Raw genomic sequence first — 20769 nt, 5'->3', positions numbered from 1 at the left:
TTACCTCAACAGCAGTGCAGGGTCAGCGCGCAGCAGGCCGCGCATGGCAATGAGCCCGGACACGAGCGCAAGGCCCAGGACCAGGGCGGCGCAAATCAACGCGATCGGGGTGTTCATGGCCACGGGGACGTCATGGCGGGCGGCGACGCTTAGCAGGACCGTGCTGGTAAGCCCGGTAACAAGCAAGCCGAGCCCGCCAACCCAGCAGGACTGTTCAAGCACCACCTGACACAGTGATCGGAAGCTGGCGCCCAAGGCGTTGAGCACCGCATATTCGCGGGCAGAGGCGGCTACCATGGCCATAAGCGACTGGCTGGTGATCACCCCGCCGACCAGGCAGACAATGCCTGCCATGAACAGTACGGCTACCCCCGCGCCGGTATCGAACATCCAGTAGAGCTGGGAGCGCCAGGCAAACTGCTTGGCTGTCCAGACCTCGAAGGGACCAAAAGATGGGTTGGCGACCAGGCGGGCCTGGGCCGCCTCGACATGGCTGGGCTTGCGCACCTTGGCAACGTAATAGGTCGGTCCGCTGCCAGGATTGTCATCCCCCTGCAGCAGGCGGGCTGTGTCCAGTGAGGCCAGCACGTTGACGCCACCCAGGCCGCGCAGACCGGCAATGGCCGCGACGACATGAACGCGATGGCCATTGATCCATGCGGATTGATCCAGGCTGACGCCCAGCTGATTCAGTTCCGAGCGGTCGACGATGACGGCGTTGGGCTCTTCCAGGCGATGGCGCAGTCCTGAGGAGAGCAGGCTGGAAAACATCATGCCCTGGCGGCCCGGATTGATCCCCGATACAAAGACCGAGACGCCACCGCTTTTCTCATGGGTGCCATGCCAGTCGCCTTCCACCCAGATATAGGGTTCTACATCGGTAACATCCGGGTCCATGCGCAGGCGCATTTCCACGTCAGGACTGATCGTCCGACCAAAGTTGACGCTTTGAGTGCCGGGATAGCCTGCCCACAAATCGGCGGAAGAAGACGATACATAGACGGCCGCGCTGCCAAATATACCCAGCACGAGGGCCGCCTGAACCGTTAGCAGGACGCCAGAGAAGCCAATGGCCAGAATGGCTGGCAGAAAGCGGCGCCACTCATGGAACAGCGTCTTGCGGGCCAGGGCAATCATGTGTGCTTCTCCCCGGCTCCGGCAGGAAGCGGTGCGCCGCCCAGCGCCTTATAGAGCGCCACGAATGCCAGGCTTCGACGAGCCTGGGCCGTGGTAAGTTGAAGCGAGGCCTGCAACTGGTCACGCTGGGCGTCTAGCTGCTCCCATTGGCTGGTCAGGCCTAGTTGAGTCAGGGTCAGGCCGTGCTGCGCCCGTTCGTCCAGTGCCGCTTCTGCCTGCTGCAGGTGCTCGACCCGCTCCTGCTCCTGGCCAAAGGCCGCCAGGGCTGCTTCGGTCTGGGCAACGCTGTCGAGCAAGACCTGGCGGTAACCCTGCAAGGCGGCCTTCATAGCGTACTTCTGGGCTTTCTCTGCGGCTTTGCGCTGGCCCCAATTGAAGATAGGCAGGTCGATAATCGGGCCTACCATGGGAACGCTGTTTGAGCGGACCTTTTCGTGCATTGTCATGTTGTAGGCATACAGATAGGAAGTACCCAGCGCGACGTGAGGATAGAGATTGGCATGGGCCAGACCCAGCTCACCGGCTGCCTGCAGGACGTCGGCTTCTGCCCTTTGGATATCGGGGCGCGTACGCAAGAGGTCGCTGGGTACCTGCTGCACCGAGATCTGCTCAATGCGCGGCAGCGGTTGTACCGTATTCCAAGAGGCATCTGGCGAGGTTTGCCCCAGCAGGGCGGCCAGGGATTGCAGGGCTCGTGCCTGGACCTGGCGGGGTTGCGCCAGGCGTGCCAGGGTCTCGGCTCGTTGGGCCTGGAGTTGCAGGCGCTGATCGGGCGACGCCAGATGGCTGGGAATACGGATATCCAGCAGGGCCAGGGCCTTCTGATCCAGCGCCGCCAGGGTTTCGAGCGTCTGGATCTGTTGCTGGGCGGCGCGCAGTTCGAGATACTGGCGCACCACTTCCGAAACTACAGTGACCTGGGCGGCCTGCTGCTCGGCTTTGGCCTGCTTTATCCTGGCTTTGGCCTGCTTTTCAGCACCTTCACGCTCGCCAAACAATCCCAGGTCCCAGACCGCGTCCAGGCTGATCTGGAAAAAGGTATCCGTGGCTGAGACTTCCTCGCTGCTGCGGGTTGCCAGTGACAGGTGGGGCAAATAATTGGCGTCAGTCTGGCGTGTCAGCGCTCGGGCCTGCTTCAGACGGCTCGAGGCTTGGGCCAGCGTCAGGTTATCGGATACCGCACGTGCTACCAGCTTATCCAGTACGGGATCGTTGAAGGACTTCCACCAGCCGTGCAGATCAACGGTCGGCGCTGCCGATGCAGGCTGGGCAACCTGTTGCTGCCACTGGCCCGGCAGCGTCTGGGGCAGCGCCGGTGCATCGATCTGCGAGCAGCCCGCCAGCACCGTGAGTGCCAGGCTGCAGGTAGAGCGAAACGTGACCGGAAAGCGAACCATACGACAGCGAACCCTGGACAGCGAGTATCCAATCGAAAGAGGTTTGTGTAGCCCGAGGCTACGGCGTGAGGGGATTGTGCAAAGTCAAACTTGCGTGGCTTTGCACGTTTTGTGGAGGAACGATGGAGACGCGAACGTCCGGTGCGGATGAATAAACGTACAGGCATGAAATCCAAGTCGATACGCTTGGTTTGCGCTAGTTTGGTAGTCCGCGGAGCTACCCTCGTAGAGGTGTGAGCAGGTCCGTATACTGCTTCGGATTGAACTCAGAGGCGCTATGTATGAGTAACGACCCCCGGCCATCAGGTCCTCTCGTCTTGTTCGTGGAGGATGAGCCGAGCATCTCGGATATTCTGGTGGCCTATCTGCAACGTGACGGCTTGCGTACCGTGCATACGGCGGACGGGCTCGAAGCCCTCCAGCTGTTCCGCCGGCTGCGTCCAGATATCGTACTGCTCGATATCCGCCTGCCCGGCATGGATGGCGTAGACATCCTCAAGACCATCCGCAACGAAAGCGAGACGCCGGTCATCATGGTCAGCGCCCTGGCCGACGATCTCGACAAGATGCTCAGCCTCCGCCTAGGGGCTGACGACTATGTGGTCAAACCGTATAACCCGGCCGAGGTTGTGGCCCGCGTCCGGGCGGTACTGCGCCGCACCAGCGCTGTCCAAGCGCAGACGCATACGTCTGCCCCGCTGCGCGTAGGTCGTCTGGAAATCGATCAGCAGGCCTACATGGCCCGGGCATACAGCGAAGGTGGCGAAGCTCAGGTCCTGCCACTGACCCTGACCGAATTTCGTCTGTTGAGCACGCTGGCCAACCAGCCTCGCCGCTGCTTTTCGCGCAGCGAGCTGATCGAAGCCTGCCTGCCGGAAAGCGACGCGCTGGACCGGGTCATCGACTCGCACCTGAGCAAGCTGCGGCGCAAGCTTCAGGATGCCGCCTGTGATGATCTGATCGAAACCGTACGGGGCATCGGGTATCGACTATGGCCCGAGTCTTAGACCGCATATGGGTCCGCTTCGGCCTGAGTATTGTTGCCACGGTCTTTGTGACCATCGGCCTGCTCTGGGCCACCATATTCGTCTACACGCAGTACGAGTACGACCGCTTCTACAACAACCTACCCGTCAACGTCCGGCAGGAGATGGATCAGCTCGAGGCGCAGGATCAGGACAATAGTCCCCGGATGATCGAGATCTACAGCCAGTACTGGCGGGGAGACCCCTGGGACGGTGAGCAGCTGGCGCTTGTCTTGGGGCTGGTGTTCTGTCTGCCGTTCGGTCTGATCGCCGGGCTCTGGACGTCGCGACTTGTGACCTTGCCGGTGGGGTCCATTGCCGAGGCGGCCAACCGGATCGCCCTGGGAGATTTCAGCGTGCGGGCGCACAGCAAGAGCCAGCGTGGCGAGCTGGCGGATCTAGTACGCGATTTCAACCACATGACCGATTCCCTGGAATCTTTAGAGCATGAGCGCAAGGCCACTGCGGCTGCCATCTCCCATGAGCTGCGCACGCCTATTGCCATTCTGCAGGCCCGGCTGCATGCCCTGTGCGATGGAGTCATTCCGGCTGAGCCGCTGGAGTTTCAAAAGCTACTCGAACAGGCCGAGCATCTGGGCCGTCTGGTGGATGATCTGCATACCCTGTCGGTAGCCGATGCCGGGCGTTTGTCGCTCCATATGGTCACGGTGGATCTGGCTGAAGTGGCGCGGGATACCCTGGGCAAATATGCCAGCCGTCTGGACAGTTATGGGATTGAGGCCGAGCTGGCGGTGGAGGCCCCGGACCTCACGGTCAAGGCCGACGAGGATCGGCTGCGACAGATCCTCAACAACCTGATCGAAAATGCGCTGCGCTATGCACGGGAAGGCGGCTGGCTGGAGCTTCGCCTGAGTACCCATGCCGAACAGGCCGTTATTGTGCTGAGCGACGCCGGTCCCGGCCTGCCCGATGTCATCAAGGCCAATCTGTTCAAACGCTTTCAACGCGCGGATGCCTCGCGCAATCGGGCCAGTGGCGGAACCGGCCTGGGCCTTGCCATCGTTAAGACGCTCACGGTGCTGCAGGGTGGTCGCATTGAGGCCGGTGAGTCGACGCGTGGCGGAGCACAGTTTCGTATCTATCTGCCGTTGAGCCGTGCCTGATCACGTATCAACATAGCCGATACCCGAGGCGATTGGCATAATCGCGCCGGCTTGCAGGCCTGAAGCCGCAAGCCGGACCTTTCGACTGGCCGCGCCGCTGGCGCTCGACCGGCTGAAAATGGACTTTCACCCCTTATACGAGTTCTCTCATGAAAAAAGCAGCTGGAATTGCTGTCGGTGTTGCCCTGGTCGTTGGAGCGGTCGCTGTGGGCGGTGCCTGGTATACAAGTACCCAACTGGAAGGTGCGCTCAACCAGGCCATTGACCAGACCAATGCACAATGGGCCAAGACGCTACCTGATCAATCGGTACATATGGAACTGGTCAGCCTGGACAAGGGACTCTTCAAGAGTACCGCCCATTACCGCATCGTCCTGCCGGGTAGCGGCTTGGGTCTGGACACGCCGATTGAAGTGCTCATGGTCGACCACCTGGAGCACGGTCCTTTCCCTGCGTCCCGTCTGGCCTCCTTCAAGCTGGCGCCGGTCATGGCCAGCAGCCACTTTGCACTGGAATCCAGCCCCAGCCTGCAGGCCTGGTTTACGGCTGCCAATAATGCAGTACCGGCATACGGCACAGCGGTAATTGGTTACGACCAGCAGGTGAATGGCACGCTGACACTGCAGCCCTTCGAGCTGAATGAGGATGAGCGACACGTAGCCTTCGCTGGGGCAACGCTTGGGTTCAAGACTGACCTTGAGCTGAAACGCTATCAGCTCGACCTGTCGGCGGACAGCCTGGTGTTGACCTCGCCGACCAAAAACGGAGCGATGGTCAGCACGACGTTGAAAGGCATGCGTGTTACCGCCGATCGCAGCCTGGGACAGAGCGGGCTGTATACGGGCCGCTCGGACCTGGGCCTTCAGTCGATGCAGATCCAGGGAGACACCCTTCCACCGGTAGTCATGCGCGATATCACTGCCCAGGACAATCTGCAGGAGCACGGCCTGCGGCTCGCCGATACCATCCACTACACACTGGGTGGCATGACGGTTGACGGTAAGGAGGTAGGAAGTGGCCGTATGTCCCTGAGTTTCAGGGATATCGATGCGGCAGCCTTGCAAGGCATGGCGACCACCTATTCGCAGTATGCCGAGCGTGTCCAGATCGATCCGGAAACCCAGCAGATGCCCGCGATGCTGCCGGAAGAGCGGGCCCGTATGCAGGCCTTTGGTAGTACGTTGCTGGCGGCCAATCCCGTGGTCACGCTGGACGAGTTGTCCTTCAAGACCGCCCACGGCGAGAGCCGCTTCAACATGGCGGTCAATCTGACGCGTCCGGTGGAATATGACCATCTGTCGCCCGCCGAGGTGTACCAGCAGATGATCAGCCGGCTGGATATGCAGCTTCGCCTTTCCAAGCCGATGATTGCTGACCTGCTCTCGCTCAAGCGCGATCCGTCCCAGGATGCTGCCGACGCTGCCCAGGAGGCCAAGGCGGCAGGTGAGGCGATAGGCGACATGGCGGCGTCGTCGCAGATGGCTCGGGTGGAAGGCGATGACATTATCGCTACGCTCAACTATGCCGACCACATGGTCGACTTCAACGGCCAGAAAATGACCCCGGAGCAGTTCGCCATGCTGATGCAGAACACCGCGCTGGCGGCTATCACCATGTCAGCACTGGCGCCCCAAGCACAGTGATTCTGGTGCGCGCGGTGGCTGGCTGATGCCGCCGCGTTTCATCGGTCTCGGCAAATAGCACTCCCCGCCCCCCGGACAATGGCGCTATAACTAACCCACCTTAGTCAGGGAGCGGTCGCCATGTTGTGGAGTCAGTTCGCCGAAACGCACGAGGTGTTAAATCAGGTCCCGCCGTTGGAAGGAGTCAACCTCTATCGGCTGGATACGCCACTTCAGGAGTGGATACACCGCTACCGCGGTGGTTGGGCGGATGACCGTCTCGGCGTCTATGGGGCGCTGGCAGGAGGACCTCTGGTGGCGGCCGGTTTTCTGGCGAACCGGTATCCTCCCGAATTTCACAGCCATGACCGGTACGGCCATCGTATCGACCAGGTCGAGTTTCACCCTGCCTATCACGAGTTGATGCGTACCGCCGTCGAGCACGGTATCCCTTCCCTACCATGGACCGATCCGCAGCCTGGCGCTCACGTGGCACGGGCAGGCCTCATGTACCTGCATAATCAAGCCGAAGCCGGTACGAGCTGCCCGCTGACCATGACCTTTGCCAGCGTACCGGCCCTGTTGCACCAGCCGGAGCTGGCTGCGCGCTGGCTTCCCAAGGTCACGGCGCGTGTTTACGATCCGTCCCATGCGCCCATGGAGACCAAGGGCGGTGTGACACTTGGCATGGCCATGACCGAGAAGCAAGGCGGCACTGATGTGCGCGCCAACACTACTCAGGCTCACCCTGTGGGCTCCCCTGGCCCGGGCGAGGCCTATGAACTGGTTGGCCATAAGTGGTTCTGCTCGGCGCCCATGTGTGATGCCTTCCTGACGCTGGCGCAGACCGCCCAAGGGCTTTCGTGCTTCCTGCTGCCGCGCTTCCGGCCGGACGGCAGCCGCAATCAGTTTCACATCCAGCGCCTCAAGGACAAGTTGGGTAACCGCTCCAATGCCTCCAGCGAGGTGGAATACCGCGGTGCGCTGGCCTGGCTGATCGGCGAGGAAGGCCGTGGTGTGGCGAATATCCTGACCATGGTGGGGATGACCCGCTTCGACTGCATGATTGGTTCCAGCTCGCTCATGCGGCAGGCGCTTACACAAGCCATGCACCATTGTGCTCACCGGCAGGTCAGCGGCAAACGGTTGGTTGAGCAACCGCTCATGCAAAATGTTCTGGCTGACCTGGCCTTGGAAAGCGAGGCCGCTCTGGCACTCACGCTGCGTCTGGCACAAGCGTTGGATCAGCCGGACGATATGAGCGAACGGGCCTTCGCGCGGTTGGTCACGGCGGTGGGTAAATACTGGATCTGCAAGCGGGCCCCCGCCTTTATCAACGAGGCGCAGGAGTGCCTGGGCGGGGCGGGCTATATCGAGGACAGCCTCCTGCCACGGTTGTATCGCGAGGCGCCGGTGAACTCCATCTGGGAGGGCTCCGGCAATGTGCAGTGTCTGGATGTGCTTCGTACGCTGTCGCGCGATCCGAATGTGGCGGCCGTCCTGTTCCAACATCTGGATGAAGGCCGTGGAGATGTGCGGTTGCAAACCCATGTAGCGCGGCTGAAGGCCGCCTTGGCTGAGCAGGATGATCTGCCGTACCGCGCCCGACAGGTCACCGAGAGCATCGCCCTGGCCCTCCAGGCGCGTCTGTTGCTGGATGCGGGCAATCATGAGGTAAGCGATGCCTTTCTGGCCAGCCGGTTGGGCGAGCGCCACGGTTATGTCTATGGCACGCTGCCTCTGGGCGTGGCGCATGAGGCAATCCTGCGCCGCAGCGCACCCTTGATGGTATAGCGCCAGCTTTCCTGCCCAGGGATGAAACCTTGGGCGGCTCCTGCGGTTCATACCTGTATCGTGTACAAGCAGGTGACGACAGGCATGGGTATGCGCGCCTCCTTTCTGGTGCTGTTGCTGGGCTTCTTCCTTGGAAGTGGCTACGCCCAGGCATGCTGTGCGCCCGGATCTCCGTGCCCTTTCATGCAGGCCGAACAGATTGACGTTCGCCACTCGTCGCCCTCTCCTGCCTCTCAGAATACCCTGATGGTCAAGGCATGCTGCTGCGTTCCGGCACAGGCTGCTGCGGTACGGCTAACACTTGCCCGTGCCCCCCTTCCTTCGGACCCTTACGCGCCGTCCTTCTACCACTCTGTATACCCCTCCCTGCCTGATCCGCCTCCCAAGGCCATGCCCGTTTGAGCCCATCAATCAAACCTTTATTTCAAACGGAGAACGATCATGACGACTTCTGCTTACGACGCCTGCATCAAAGCCTGCTCCAACTGTGCCCTCGTCTGCGAAATGTGCGCATCGGCGTGCCTACGAGAAGAAGACATGAAAATGATGGCGCGCTGTATCCAGCTTGACCGGGACTGCGCCGACCTGTGCGCCCTGGCAGCGGTGCTGATGCAGCGCGAGAGCCCTTTGGCCAAGGAGTTTTGTGCGCTGTGCGCCAAGGCCTGCCGTGCTTGCGGTGAAGAGTGTGCCAAGCATGACATGGACCACTGCCAGGCCTGTGCCAAGGCTTGCCTGAGCTGCGCGGAAGAATGCGAGCGCATGGCGGCCTGATCCATCCGTATCCCGGCGCTCCGGCGCCGGGCCCTTTTGCTTTGGAATGTGGCCAACCGTGAGCTGACAAGGTCAGCGGCCATCTGCCTGCAAGGAGCTACGCGTGAACAAACCTCGTTTCAAGCCTTATAAATCACCCTCTGGTGGTTGGGGTTCGGCTTTCTCAGTCGCGAATATCCTGATCCGTGAGAAGTCGCCTGTCGGCTCCGGTCTTCTTCTACTCAAGCAAAACAAGCCGATCGAAGGCTTTGCCTGCGTCAGCTGCGCCTGGGCCAAGCCCCACCCGGCCCGCCCTTTTGAGTTCTGCGAAAACGGGGCCAAGGCCACCGCCTGGGAAAACACCAGCAACCGCTGCGGACCTGATTTTTTCGCGCAACATACCGTGACGGAATTACTCAACTGGCGTGACTACGACCTAGAGCAACAAGGTCGACTTACTCACCCGCTGCGCTGGAACGCCGAGACGGACAAATACGAGCCGATTCGCTGGGACGTTGCCTTTCGCGAGATTGGCGATGAGCTGAGGGCCATGGCCGATCCGAACGACGTGGTGTTCTACACCTCGGGCCGGGCGGCGCTGGAAACCTCCTACATGTTTCAGCTGTTTGCCCGTATGTATGGGACAAACAACCTGCCCGACAGCTCCAACATGTGTCACGAGAGCACCTCCATCGCCCTGCCGGAAAGCATAGGTGTGCCGGTGGCCACTGTGACGCTTAACGACATGGAGAAAACCGACGGCCTGTTTTTCTTCGGTCAGAACGTCGGCACCAGTAGTCCGCGCATGCTTCACCAGCTTGAAGAGGCGCGTCAGCGCGGCGCGCCTATCGTTACCTTCAACCCGATCCGCGAGCGCGGGCTGGAGAAGTTTACTAACCCGCAGTCCCCGACCGAGATGGCGACCGGCAAGGAAATCACCATCAGCACCCATTACAATCAGGTCGCCATTGGGGGTGATATTGCGGCCATGGCCGGGATGTGCAAAAAGCTGTTTGAGATGGACGACCAGGCGCGTGCCGCCGGGAAGCCACGCGTGCTGGATGTAGCGTTCATCGAACAGCACACTCACGGCCTGGAGGCCTTCGAAGCGAAGATCCGCCGTTACACCTGGGAGGAGCTGGAGCGCCGTTCCGGCCTTACCCGCAGTGCCATGGAGCTGGCGGCGATGGTCTATGCCCGCTGCGAGCGCGTCATTGGCGTGTATGGCATGGGGCTTACCCAGCACCGCCAGGGCGTAATGAACATCCAAATGCTCGTCAATTTGCTACTACTGCGCGGCAACATGGGCAAGGAAGGCGCCGGTATCCTGCCCGTCCGTGGTCACTCGAATGTGCAAGGGCAACGCACTGTTGGGATTACCGAAAAGGCCAGCCACGTCCCGGCGGAAAACCTCAAGAAGCAGTTCGGCTTCCAAGCGCCCCAGGATGACGGCGTGAACACCGTCGAGGCGTGCGAAGGCATTGTTAGCGGTAAGGTAAAGGCCTTTATCGGTTTGGGCGGCAACTTTGTACGAGCCGTTCCGGAAACACTGCTGATGGAGCCGGCCTGGCGCAAGCTCAGGCTTACCGTGCAGATTTCCACCAAGCTCAACCGTAACCATCTGGTGCACGGTGAGAAATCCTACATCCTGCCATGCCTGGGTCGTACGGAAATCGATGTGCAGGCCACCGGTGAGCAGCGCCATACCACCGAAGACAGCACAGGGTGTATCCGGGCCTGGCGCGGCGTTGCCAAGCCGGCGGCGCCTAATCTGTTATCGGAGCCCGCCATCGTGGCGGCACTGGCCAAGGCAACACTGGAGCCCAATCCCCGGCTCGACTGGGATGCCTGGGTCGCCGACTACAGTCTGATCCGTGACGCCATCGCCGAGAGCTATCCCGATATCTTCCATGACTTCAACGTGCGGATGCTGGAGCCCGGCGGTTTCCATCGTCCACTCGGTGCCTCCGAGCGCAAGTGGGCGACCGAGACCGGCAAGGCCAACTTCATCACTCCCGACAAGCTCACACCCGATGACGACATCGAGCCTGATCTCAAAAAGCAGGGCGTGCTGCAGCTGATGACGCTGCGCAGTAACGATCAGTTCAACACCACCGTTTATGGCTACAGCGACCGCTTCCGCGGCGTCTATGGGACGCGGGCGGTCATCCTCATGAACCGTCGTGATATGGCCCGCCACGGGCTGGCCGAAGGTGACATGATCCAGGCCATTACTGCGGTGGACGATGGCGTACACCGGGAAGTCGGCCCACTCCGGGTGACGCCGTACGACATCCCCGAGGGCTGTTGCGGTGGCTACTACCCCGAATGCAATCCGCTGATTCCGCTCTGGCATTACGCGGAGCGCAGCAAGGTGCCTGCCGCCAAGTCCATTCCGATTCGGCTGCGCAAGGTCATCGCCGTGGTGAAGGATCGCAACGTCCCGTCCGAGCCGGCCTCACCGGCCGGAGTGGGCGCGGTGTAAGTGAACTGAGCCCCGGCGGTCCGGCCAGGGCTCAGCGATTGATCAGCCACAGCACGATGGATACCACCGCACTGATCAGAATCATGGTGGTGATAGGGAAAAAGAACGAGACGTTCTCCCGTTTGATCACGATATCGCCCGGTAAATGACCCAGCGGTAGCCGTCCGATCCAGGGCCATAACAGGCCGACGGCAACTATCAGCAGTCCTATGACGATCAGGGTACGAGACATATCATCATCCGATTCGAGAGCCATGCCTAAACAGATTTCGCGAGTGTGCCTTGCGTTCCTTTTAATCCTTTCTCTAGGCCACGCCCTGGCGGCTGAGCAATCCGCCACGGGTGAGGAAACCATTTCTCCAGGCGATGCTCGCCGCGCCGTTAGCGTACTGCAGGATGAACAGCAGCGCGCCGAGGCGGTGCGGGCCCTCAAGGCGATTGCCGACACGGCCCCAGCCAAGGACGCCGATGCAGCGAAGTCCGATGATCAATCAACGGACGATACTGCTGCCGATACCGCTGCCCCAGCCCCTGCCGAAGCACCTGCTGCCGTGGCGATCGAAGCGAACGGTCTGATTGCCAGAACGCTCCGTCAGGTCAGTCGGTGGGGCGATGGGCTGGAAGATCAGCTTCACCAGATCAAACAGGCCGCCCTGGCGTTCCCGGTGTGGTTACGAACCCATTCCGCCAGTGGCCAGGGCAAACATATCCTGAGCGAAGCACTGATCGATCTGACCATTGTTTTCGGCGTAGGCCTCGTCCTTGAATGGGGGTTGCGCTACCTGTTGGGCAGACCGCGCCGCGCCTTGATCCAGCATGCTGAAGAAGCAGACGAACGCGCCCGACGCGAGCAGGCCGAGCGGGATGAGCAGCAGCGACTGGCTCAGGCCCAAGCCAGGGCGCAGGCCGAGCGGGAACAGGCCGAGCAGGCAGCTGCCGTCAATGCTGCCGAGGTGGGCGGTATTCGCCCGGCCAGCGAAGAGGTGGCGCTGGTACAGACGACGCGTGATGGCGTCGAGCAGATCGAGGCCATACCGGTCGGTACGACAAATGCCGCCAAGAGTGGCCCCGCCAGTACCGCCTCCGACTCCCCAGCCCAATCCCAACAGCAGGCGACTGCCGATACCTTTAGCCGTGATACAGCTGCTTCACCCCGGCATACCGCCATGCCGGGCGAGCATTGGAGCACCCTGCGCCACCTGCCCTATGCACTGGGCTCGCTAATCTTCGACCTGTTGCCGCTGGCATTATTCTTTGGTGCAGCGGCGCTGATCATGCGGGCGCTGTCGGGTGATGAACAGAGCGTCATGACGGTCGTACAGGGCTTCGTGGGCGCCTACGTTACAGTGCGCGTCTGCATGGCCGTGGTTCGCCTGCTGATCTCGCCGATAGGCCACGGGATGCGTATTATTCGTGTCAGAACCGATATTGCCCGGACTCTGGAAACCTGGATACGGTTCACCGTTGTGCTGGCGGCGTTCGGTATCGCCCTGGCTGAGGCAGTCGAGGCGCTGGGCGCAGGCCGGGCGGGCCATCTGGCAATCGTCAAACTGTTCTCGCTGCTGGTTCACCTCTGCCTGGTCGTGCTTATCTTCAAGATCCGCAAGCCGGTCGGTGCGTTGATCGAAGCACCTGCCGAGGCAACCGGGCCGGTGGCCGCCCTTCGTAACTGGCTGGCGCTCGTCTGGGCCTTCTTTGCCGCAGCATTCGTCATCGGGCTGTGGGTGGTGTGGGCGCTGGGTGTCGAGAACGGCTTTCCCAAACTGATCAACTTTATTGCCCTATCGGGGACGGTGGTCATTGCAGCGCGGCTGCTGGCGATCCTCGTCCTGGGTGCAGTAGGGCGTGCTTTTCAACCCAAGACCGACGCGCCTTCAGATGAGAGCAATACGCCTGCCTCGTCTGTACGCAGCCGCTTGGCTGATCGTTATTACCCGCTTGCCCGCCGGTTAATCACCGCGGCCATCACTGTGTGCACCGTCATTGTCCTGTTTCAGCTCTGGGGCCTTGACGCACTGGGCTGGTTTGCCAGTGGCACCATTGGGCGCAGTCTGCTTTCTGCCGTATTGACGATCCTGGTGGCGGCTCTTGTGGCGATTGTTGTCTGGGAGTCGGCCAACGCCTCGGTGCAGCGGCGTCTGACGCGGTGGACAAACGAGGGGGATCTGGTCCGGGCTGCGCGCCTGCGTACGCTCCTGCCCATGCTACGCAGCTTCCTGCTCATCATTATCGTGCTGGTGGTCGGCCTTACAGCACTCAGCCAGATCGGTATCAACACCACGCCGCTGCTGGCCGGTGCCAGTATTATCGGTGTGGCCGTCGGTTTCGGCTCGCAGAAACTGGTGCAGGACTTCATTACCGGTATCTTCCTGCTGATGGAAAACGCCATGCAGGTGGGGGACTGGGTCACCGTGGCAGGCGTCTCCGGTACGGTAGAGTACCTGTCGATTCGGACGGTACGTATCCGGGCCGGTGACGGTTCGCTGCATATCGTGCCGTTCAGCTCAGTCTCGACGGTCAACAATATCAACCGTGGAATCGGCAATGCGTCCATTCGTATCAACGTGGGCTACAACACTGACATCGATCAGGTCTTTGACGAGCTGAAAGCCATCGGTGCAGAAATGCGAGAGGACCCGGCCTTCAAGGATCTGATCATTAATGATCTGGAGATTTGGGGTGTGGATGCAGTAGACGGCTCGATGGTGACGGTGCTGGGTCAGATGCGGTGTATCGACAAGGGCCGCTGGGGTGTGCAGCGCGAAACCAACCGCCGCATCCTCAAGCGCTTCCGAGAGCTGGGTATCACCATTGCCGACCCACGTACCTATCTGGTCATGCCAAGCGAAACTGCTGCCACGGATCGGTCGCCCTTGCCACACGGTAACCATCTGCCCAGCAATCAGCCAAGCCCCGACGCCTGAGGGCTTGGCTGATAGGAGGAAGAGCGCTGTGCTCCGGCAAAGCGCTCTTCCTCTTCCCAACCGTAAATCCGTTGCCGCCGTGGCTCAGGCGTCGCGTTGGTCGTAGCCCTCGGCAAGGTGTTGATCCTTCAACTTCACGTAGTTGGCTGCGCTGTACTCAAAGAAGCTACGCTCCTTTTCCGTGAGCGGGCGCGCCTGCTTGACCGGGCTGCCCACATACAAGAACCCGCTTTCCAGTGTCTTGCCTGGCGGCACCAGACTACCGGCACCGATGATCACCTGACTCTCCACCACGGCCCCGTCCATGACGATGCTGCCCATCCCCACCAGGACCTGATTGCCGATGGTGCAGCCATGCAGGGTGACCTTGTGGCCGACCGTCACATCATCGCCTACGATCAGGGGATAGCCGTCCGGGTTGTATGGGCCAGCGTGGGTAATGTGCAGCACGCTGCCGTCCTGAATGCTGGTACGGGCACCGATGCGTACGCGGTGCATGTCACCGCGGATCACGGTCAGCGGCCAGACGGAGCTGTCTGCGCCCAGCTCCACGTCACCGATGACCACGGCGGTGGCGTCCACAAAAGCGCGTTCGCCCAGTACGGGCGTTTTATTCTGGTAAGTGCGAATGGTCACGATAGATACCTTTTCTAATCAGGCGAGCCTTGAGTCTGGTTAAGATGGGCTCCATATAGTCTTCTTTGAGAGCCTTTCGTTGACTGGGCAGACCAGGCCAATGCGTCCTCCAGGACAGCATAGTCGTATCGCCGGCCAGCGTAAGGCTCAAGCTACCCGTATATATCCTTAAGGGGAACACCGTGAGCGTCAGCAATCCTCTGTTACAGCCCTACGATCTGCCACCCTATTCTGCGATCAAGCCCGAGTCTGTCGAGCCGGCCATTGATCAGATCCTGGCAGACAACCGCGCCGCCATTGCCGAGCTGCTGAAGACCCAAAAGGAAAACCCCACCTGGCAAGGGCTGGTCGTGGCGTTCGACGAGCTGAACGACCGTTTGGGCCAGGCATGGAGCCCGGTTACTCATCTGAATGCCGTGTGCAATAATCCCGAGCTGCGTACTGCGTACGAAGCTTGTCTACCCAAGCTCTCCGCCTATTCCACTGAGATCGGACAGAACAAGGATTTGTTCGAGGCCTACCAGCGGCTATCCGAGAGCGAAGAGGCCAAGGGCTTTGACGCAGCCCAGAAAAAGATCCTCGATAATGCCCTACGCGATTTCCGGCTGTCCGGTATCGACCTGCCGCCTGAGCAGCAGAAGCGCTACGGCGAGATCCAGTCGCGCAAGTCTGAGCTATCTAGCAAGTTTTCCAACCAATTGTTGGACGCTACCCAGGCGTGGACCAAGCATGTGACTGACGAATCTGCTTTGGCTGGTCTGCCAGATTCCGCCAAGGCTCAGATGGCAGCTGCAGCCCAGGCTAAGGGACTCGACGGCTGGCTGATCAACCTCGAATTCCCAAGCTACTACGCAGTGATGACTTACGCCGATGACCGCGCTCTGCGCGAGGAAGTCTATGCGGCCTATTGCACCCGCGCCTCCGACCAGGGCCCCAATGCCGGCCAGTTCAACAACGGTCCGGTGATGGAAGAGATCCTCGACCTGCGCCAGGAGCTGGCGCGCCTGCTGGGCTATGCCAACTATGCCGAACTATCTTTGGCTACCAAGATGGCTGAGTCCAGCGAACAGGTCCTGAGTTTCCTGCGTGATTTGGCTCAGCGCAGCAAGCCCTTCGCCCAGCGTGACTTGGATCAGCTCAAGGCCTTTGCTGCTGAGCATGGCGTAGCTGAACTCAAGAGCTGGGATACTGGCTACTTTGCCGAGAAGCTGCGTCAAGCACGTTACTCCCTGTCGCAGGAAGAGCTGCGCGCCTACTTCCCTGTCGACAAGGTTCTCTCCGGCCTATTCGCTGTAGTACAAAAGCTCTACGGTATCGAAATCAGCGAAATCAAGGAGGGCTTTGATAAGTGGCATCCCGATGTTCGTCTGTTCGAGATTACCGAGAACGGCAAGCACGTCGGCCGCTTCTTCTTCGATCTTTATGCCCGTGCCAACAAGCGTGGCGGCGCATGGATGGACGGTGCCCGTGACAAGCGTCGCAATGCCCAGGGTGAGCTGATCAACCCGATCGCTTACCTTGTCTGCAACTTCACCCCGGCCAGCGGTGGCAAGCCCGCCCTGCTGACCCATGATGAAGTGACCACTCTGTTCCACGAGTTCGGTCATGGCCTGCATCACCTGCTTACCCGCATTGAGCATGCCGGTGTATCTGGTATCAACGGCGTGGCATGGGATGCGGTCGAGCTGCCAAGCCAGTTCATGGAAAACTGGTGCTGGGAGCCGGAAGGTCTGGCGCTGATCTCGGGCCATTACGAGACCGGCGAGCCACTGCCCCAGGAACTCCTAGACAAAATGCTGGCTGCAAAGAACTTCCAGTCCGGCTTGATGATGGTCCGCCAGCTGGAGTTCTCATTGTTCGACTTCGAACTGCACGCCACTCACGGCGATGGCCGTAATGTGCTGGATGTATTGGAGTCCATCCGAGACGAAGTGTCGGTCATGCGTCCACCCGCTTATAACCGCTTCGCCAACAGCTTTGCCCACATTTTTGCGGGCGGGTATGCGGCTGGTTATTACAGCTACAAGTGGGCGGAAGTTCTTTCGGCCGATGCCTTCTCCAAGTTCGAGGAAGAAGGCGTGTTCAATGCTGAAACCGGCCGCGCCTTCCGTGAGGCCGTCCTGGCTCGTGGTGGTTCGCTTGAGCCTATGGTGCTGTTCGTGGACTTCCGTGGCCGCGAGCCTAGCATCGATGCCCTGCTGCGCCATTCCGGTCTTACCGAGGAGGCTGCATGAGCGGACCGGTAAAACGCTTCATCGCCGGGGCCGTGTGCCCCGCCTGCCAGACGGTGGACACGATGAAGATGTGGAATGAGGATGGCGTGCCGCACCGCGAGTGCGCCTCCTGTGGCTATGGGGATACGCTGGACGAGCGCGGCAATTCGGTTCCCAAGGAATTGCCTACGCGCGTCAATGCGCCCAAGCAGCCAAAGCCTGCCACGGCTCAGGTCAAGGTGGCTCAGTTCTTTCCGAATCCCAAGCTCAAGAAGGACAAGCCTGACTGATGTGGCACGTTGTCTGTGGTGATGTCGCGGCTGAAGGTGTCCGTCAGGTGATTGATACCGAGGCCACTTCATCGCTACGGATAATGCGTGACGATCTGGCCGTAGGGCCGCTGGTGGATGTACATCAGCCGCCCTGTCCGGTTCGGTCGGCATTCTGGGAGGCCGTCTGGCCAGACGATGCTCCCGCTCCCGACTTTTCCCGCCAACTGGCGGACGATGCCACGTGGCTTGAGCATGCAGCACAAGGCAATCGCCCCATTACTGTCTGGCACGGCGACAGTGCTTCCGAACAACTTCTGCTCTGTCGTATCGCTGCCGCTCTGCATGATTCTTCTGTTGCGCTATACAGTGTTCCATGTGGAACACATCATAGCGATGTACAGACTCGCCGTGCGGTTGGCCAATGCGCACCTGAGTTGTTGAAGCAACTGTATAGCCCTGTCCTCATCCTGCCCGAGCAGCAACAGGAGCTGGCCAGAGCCTGGCATGAGGCAGTCGAAGCCATGGCCAGTATCAGACGATGGTTAGATGGTAGTTTTTGGTACAGCGACTACGAAACGGTCGACACTATCCTCCTCCAGCATTGCACGCCAGAATGGCAACCGCTCGCACGAGTGATAGCCGAAGTCATGGTACGCAGCGAAGGATTTTTCGCGACGGATACCTTTCTAGGCTGGCGTGCCCGCGATTTGGCTCATAGAGGCCTCCTTGTTCTGCAAGGGCCTGAAAAGGGGCATTACTCCCAGCAAATGGTCTGCCTGCCAAAATGACAGGCACAGGCCGGTCTTATCATGGCCTTCTGCCCTGATCTTCTGAATTTAACCGCAACGCAAGCGTCGAAGGGATACGCATTCGACCTGGAGGGAATCTGTGTACGCCCGTTTATTACTGCTGTCCTTCGTCCTGTTGACGGGTTGCGCTCAGGTCCAGACACCAACTCCCTCCTCCATGCTCGTGCCAGCCGGCACGCACCTCAACAGTGTGCTTCAACGGCAGGCCGTCAAGCATCCCGGACAATCAGGGTTTCGCCTTCTGGAGTCCAGCACCGACGCCTTTACCGCTCGCGCCGAGCTGATCCGCATGGCCCAGCGCAGTTTGGATATTCAGTACTACATTGTTCACGATGGGGTGACCACGCGCATGCTGGTCAATGAGCTGCTGGCCGCTGCTGACCGTGGTGTGCGGATTCGCTTCCTGCTTGACGACACCAGCAGCGATGGTAATGACTATGCCCTGGCGGCACTGGCAGCCCATCCCAACATCGAAGTTCGCGTCTTCAACCCGCTGCATATCGGCCGCAGTACCGGCGTTACGCGTTACATGGGGCGCTTCCTGCACTTGTCGCAGCAGCATCGCCGCATGCATAACAAGCTATTGCTTGCCGATAACAGCGTAGCCATTGTAGGCGGTCGCAACCTGGGGGATGAGTATTTCGATGCCAAGCCCGAAATGAATTTCACGGACCTCGACCTGCTTGGAGCGGGTCCTGTCGCCCATCAGCTCGGCGTAAGCTTCGACCAGTACTGGAACAGCGAGATCAGCCAGCCCATTACAGGTTTTCTGCGCCGCCCGCCCACAGCTCACGCGCTGACTCGAATGCGCACGGGGCTCAAGCGTTACCTGGACAGCGAGCGGGTAAAGGATTCTGCGCTCTATAACCGGTTGCGCCGTTACGACACTGCACCGCAAATGGAGGGTTGGCTTCATGAGCTGACCTGGGCCAATGGCAAGGCGCTCTGGGACGCGCCACGTAAAGTGTTGGCAGAGGGCGAGCCGGACCGAAATCTGTTACTGACGACTCAGTTGATGCCCAGCCTTGACGACGTGCACAAGGAGCTTTTCCTGGTCTCTGCCTATTTCGTTCCAACCCAGACAGGAGTGGAATACTTGGGTGAGAAAGCCCACGAGGGGGTAGATATTCGCGTGCTGACCAACTCGCTGGAGGCAACGGACGTTCCCGCTGTTCATGGCGGATACGCGCCGTACCGCGACGAACTGCTCAAGCAGGGCATCAAGCTCTATGAAATGCGCAACCGCCCGGAAAAGGGCCTGCATGCCTCGCCTTATAGCTTTGGTCAGTCGGCTTCCAGCCTGCACAGCAAAGCCATGGTGATTGACCGTGAGCATACCTTTGTCGGGTCCTTCAACTTCGACCCGCGTTCTATCCTGTGGAATACCGAGGTTGGCATCATGGTAGACAGCCCTGCCCTTGCCGGCCGGGTCCGTCAGCTGATTCTCGATGGTATGGCCTTGGGTGTCAGCTATCAGGTGAAGCGGGTCGACCGCGACGGAACAACCAAGCTGATCTGGCTGGGAGAACGCGACGGCAAACTGTATGAGCTGGACCATGAGCCTGGCGGCTTGTGGCGCCGACTCAACGCCTGGATCGTGCGTGCAGTAGGCCTTGAGCGTATGCTCTGATCAGCCTTTTGCCGCCTTTACGCATTCCAGAAAGAACGACAGCGCCGCTTGCTTGCGCAGACCCCGACGGCAAATGGCGACCAGCTCGCGGTGAAACGTGAGCGGTCCTAGGGAAAGCGTGCGCACGCTCGCCTGAGCCAGCTGCAGACCAGCCTGAGGAATCAACGCTACCCCCAGGCCACACTCGACCATTCTGACGATAGCTTCCAGCTCATCAAGCTCTAGCGCTTCGCGAACGGTAATCCGGTGCTCCTGAAGGAACCGGCTCACCTGTCGGCCACCAAAGGAGCCTCGGTCATAACGAACGAAAGGCTGTGTTGCCAATAAGGCCAGCGGATCGTCGCCTGGCAACGTGGCGGGTGTGATGAGCACGAATGGCTCCTGGGCCAACGGGATTTCATCCAGTTCCTTGGGTAAGGCAAATGGTGGTTTGATCAGTAGCGCCAGGTCGATTTCGCCAGCGTCCACGCGGCCCAGGAGCTGCAGCGAGACGCCAGGAATCAGCTTGAGGTCTACCTGGGGGGCGTCCTGACGAAAGCGCATCAGTGCCTTGGGCAGCACGCCGGTTTGAACCGTGGCGATTGCGCCGATCTTTAGTTCGCCCTGCCAGTGGGCGACATCTGTGGGGGCCGCCATCTGCTCGTACAGCGAGAGGATCTGCTCCGCCAGCGGAAGCGCTTGCTGGCCGGAAGCATTGAGCAGCGCCGCGCGGCCGGTCCGGTCAAAGAGCCGTACGCCCAGGTCGCGTTCCAGCTGGCGCATTTGTGCACTGACTGCCGACTGCGTCAGGCCAACCTGTTGCCCAGCCGCTGAAAAGGTGCCATGTCGTGCAACTGCAATAAAGGTCTTCAATTCCCGAAGCACTGTCAGCCTCAAAATAGTTGCTGCTCGGCAGCAAGAATATTCGTTTTTCCATCGAAACGCTTGTGGCTGACAATAGGGTCTTGCCCA

Annotated in this window: 17 protein-coding genes; 12 read left to right on the top strand and 5 right to left on the bottom strand. The window is 60.4% G+C overall.

Annotated features, from left to right (window positions below; translation table 11 throughout):
- Both EAW52_RS01550 and EAW52_RS01545 read right to left on the bottom strand, forming a co-directional pair.
- Positions 1-1137: an ABC transporter permease gene (locus EAW52_RS01550; RefSeq protein WP_122041162.1), complete on the bottom strand. Its 1137-nt coding sequence runs from the start codon at positions 1135-1137 to the stop codon at positions 1-3.
- Positions 1134-2534, bottom strand: a complete 1401-nt coding sequence (locus EAW52_RS01545) for an efflux transporter outer membrane subunit (protein ID WP_122041161.1) — start codon at positions 2532-2534, stop codon at positions 1134-1136. Before EAW52_RS01545 ends, EAW52_RS01550 begins: the two co-directional genes overlap by 4 nt.
- 281 nt (positions 2535-2815) lie before the next feature.
- Here EAW52_RS01545 and EAW52_RS01540 point away from each other — a divergent pair, with 281 nt between their 5' ends.
- The 7 genes from EAW52_RS01540 (at position 2816) to EAW52_RS01510 (ending at position 11334) form a co-directional block, all read left to right on the top strand.
- Positions 2816-3541: a response regulator gene (locus EAW52_RS01540; protein WP_122041160.1), complete on the top strand. Its 726-nt coding sequence runs from the start codon at positions 2816-2818 to the stop codon at positions 3539-3541.
- The gene (locus EAW52_RS01535; protein ID WP_122041159.1) at positions 3526-4683 is read left to right on the top strand and encodes a cell wall metabolism sensor histidine kinase WalK; all 1158 of its coding nucleotides are present in this window, start codon (positions 3526-3528) and stop codon (positions 4681-4683) included. Before EAW52_RS01540 ends, EAW52_RS01535 begins: the two co-directional genes overlap by 16 nt.
- A 149-nt stretch (positions 4684-4832) precedes the next feature.
- Positions 4833-6326 carry a YdgA family protein gene (locus EAW52_RS01530; protein WP_122041158.1) on the top strand — a complete coding sequence of 498 codons (1494 nt, stop codon included), beginning with the start codon at positions 4833-4835 and terminating at the stop codon, positions 6324-6326.
- Between the two features lie 120 nt (positions 6327-6446).
- Positions 6447-8099 carry an isovaleryl-CoA dehydrogenase gene (locus EAW52_RS01525; protein WP_122041157.1) on the top strand — a complete coding sequence of 551 codons (1653 nt, stop codon included), beginning with the start codon at positions 6447-6449 and terminating at the stop codon, positions 8097-8099.
- Between the two features lie 90 nt (positions 8100-8189).
- The gene (locus EAW52_RS01520; RefSeq protein WP_162997564.1) at positions 8190-8501 is read left to right on the top strand and encodes a hypothetical protein; all 312 of its coding nucleotides are present in this window, start codon (positions 8190-8192) and stop codon (positions 8499-8501) included.
- 39 nt (positions 8502-8540) lie between these two features.
- Positions 8541-8870 carry a four-helix bundle copper-binding protein gene (locus EAW52_RS01515; protein ID WP_122041155.1) on the top strand — a complete coding sequence of 110 codons (330 nt, stop codon included), beginning with the start codon at positions 8541-8543 and terminating at the stop codon, positions 8868-8870.
- Between the two features lie 103 nt (positions 8871-8973).
- A complete protein-coding gene (locus EAW52_RS01510; protein WP_122041154.1) occupies positions 8974-11334 on the top strand; it encodes an FdhF/YdeP family oxidoreductase in 2361 nt (786 codons plus the stop codon).
- A gap of 31 nt (positions 11335-11365) precedes the next feature.
- Here EAW52_RS01510 and EAW52_RS01505 read toward each other — a convergent pair whose 3' ends face one another.
- Positions 11366-11566 (bottom strand): DUF2905 domain-containing protein, encoded by a 201-nt coding sequence (locus tag EAW52_RS01505; RefSeq protein WP_122044693.1) that lies wholly within the window; start codon positions 11564-11566, stop codon positions 11366-11368.
- A gap of 22 nt (positions 11567-11588) precedes the next feature.
- On the opposite strand from EAW52_RS01505, the gene EAW52_RS01500 reads away from it, so the two are divergent.
- On the top strand, positions 11589-14258 hold the full coding sequence (locus EAW52_RS01500) for a mechanosensitive ion channel family protein (protein WP_122041153.1): 2670 nt from the start codon (positions 11589-11591) through the stop codon (positions 14256-14258).
- Positions 14259-14342: 84 nt separating this feature from the next.
- Here the strand turns inward: EAW52_RS01500 and EAW52_RS01495 are convergent, their stop codons facing one another.
- The gene (locus tag EAW52_RS01495; protein WP_122041152.1) at positions 14343-14894 is read right to left on the bottom strand and encodes a gamma carbonic anhydrase family protein; all 552 of its coding nucleotides are present in this window, start codon (positions 14892-14894) and stop codon (positions 14343-14345) included.
- 182 nt (positions 14895-15076) lie between these two features.
- Here EAW52_RS01495 and prlC point away from each other — a divergent pair, with 182 nt between their 5' ends.
- The 4 genes from prlC (at position 15077) to EAW52_RS01475 (ending at position 19818) form a co-directional block, all read left to right on the top strand.
- Positions 15077-17128 (top strand): oligopeptidase A, encoded by a 2052-nt coding sequence (gene prlC, locus EAW52_RS01490; protein ID WP_122041151.1) that lies wholly within the window; start codon positions 15077-15079, stop codon positions 17126-17128.
- Complete coding sequence (locus EAW52_RS01485; protein ID WP_122041150.1) at positions 17125-17397, top strand: YheV family putative zinc ribbon protein; 273 nt, start codon at positions 17125-17127, stop codon at positions 17395-17397. Before prlC ends, EAW52_RS01485 begins: the two co-directional genes overlap by 4 nt.
- On the top strand, positions 17397-18167 hold the full coding sequence (locus tag EAW52_RS01480) for a DUF1835 domain-containing protein (protein ID WP_122041149.1): 771 nt from the start codon (positions 17397-17399) through the stop codon (positions 18165-18167). The genes EAW52_RS01485 and EAW52_RS01480 overlap by 1 nt, the downstream gene beginning before the upstream one ends.
- A 100-nt stretch (positions 18168-18267) precedes the next feature.
- Entirely contained in the window at positions 18268-19818 is a 1551-nt protein-coding gene (locus tag EAW52_RS01475; RefSeq protein ID WP_256680710.1) for a phosphatidylserine/phosphatidylglycerophosphate/cardiolipin synthase family protein, read from the top strand.
- Here EAW52_RS01475 and EAW52_RS01470 read toward each other — a convergent pair whose 3' ends face one another.
- Positions 19819-20682: a LysR family transcriptional regulator gene (locus tag EAW52_RS01470; protein ID WP_122041148.1), complete on the bottom strand. Its 864-nt coding sequence runs from the start codon at positions 20680-20682 to the stop codon at positions 19819-19821.
- Positions 20683-20769: the final 87 nt, after the last annotated feature.

This window comes from Pseudomonas sp. LTJR-52, from assembly GCF_003691465.1.
Lineage (GTDB): Bacteria > Pseudomonadota > Gammaproteobacteria > Pseudomonadales > Pseudomonadaceae > Chryseomonas > Chryseomonas luteola.
Note: the sequence above shows the minus strand (reverse complement) of the source record. Positions and strands in the feature narration are given on the sequence as shown.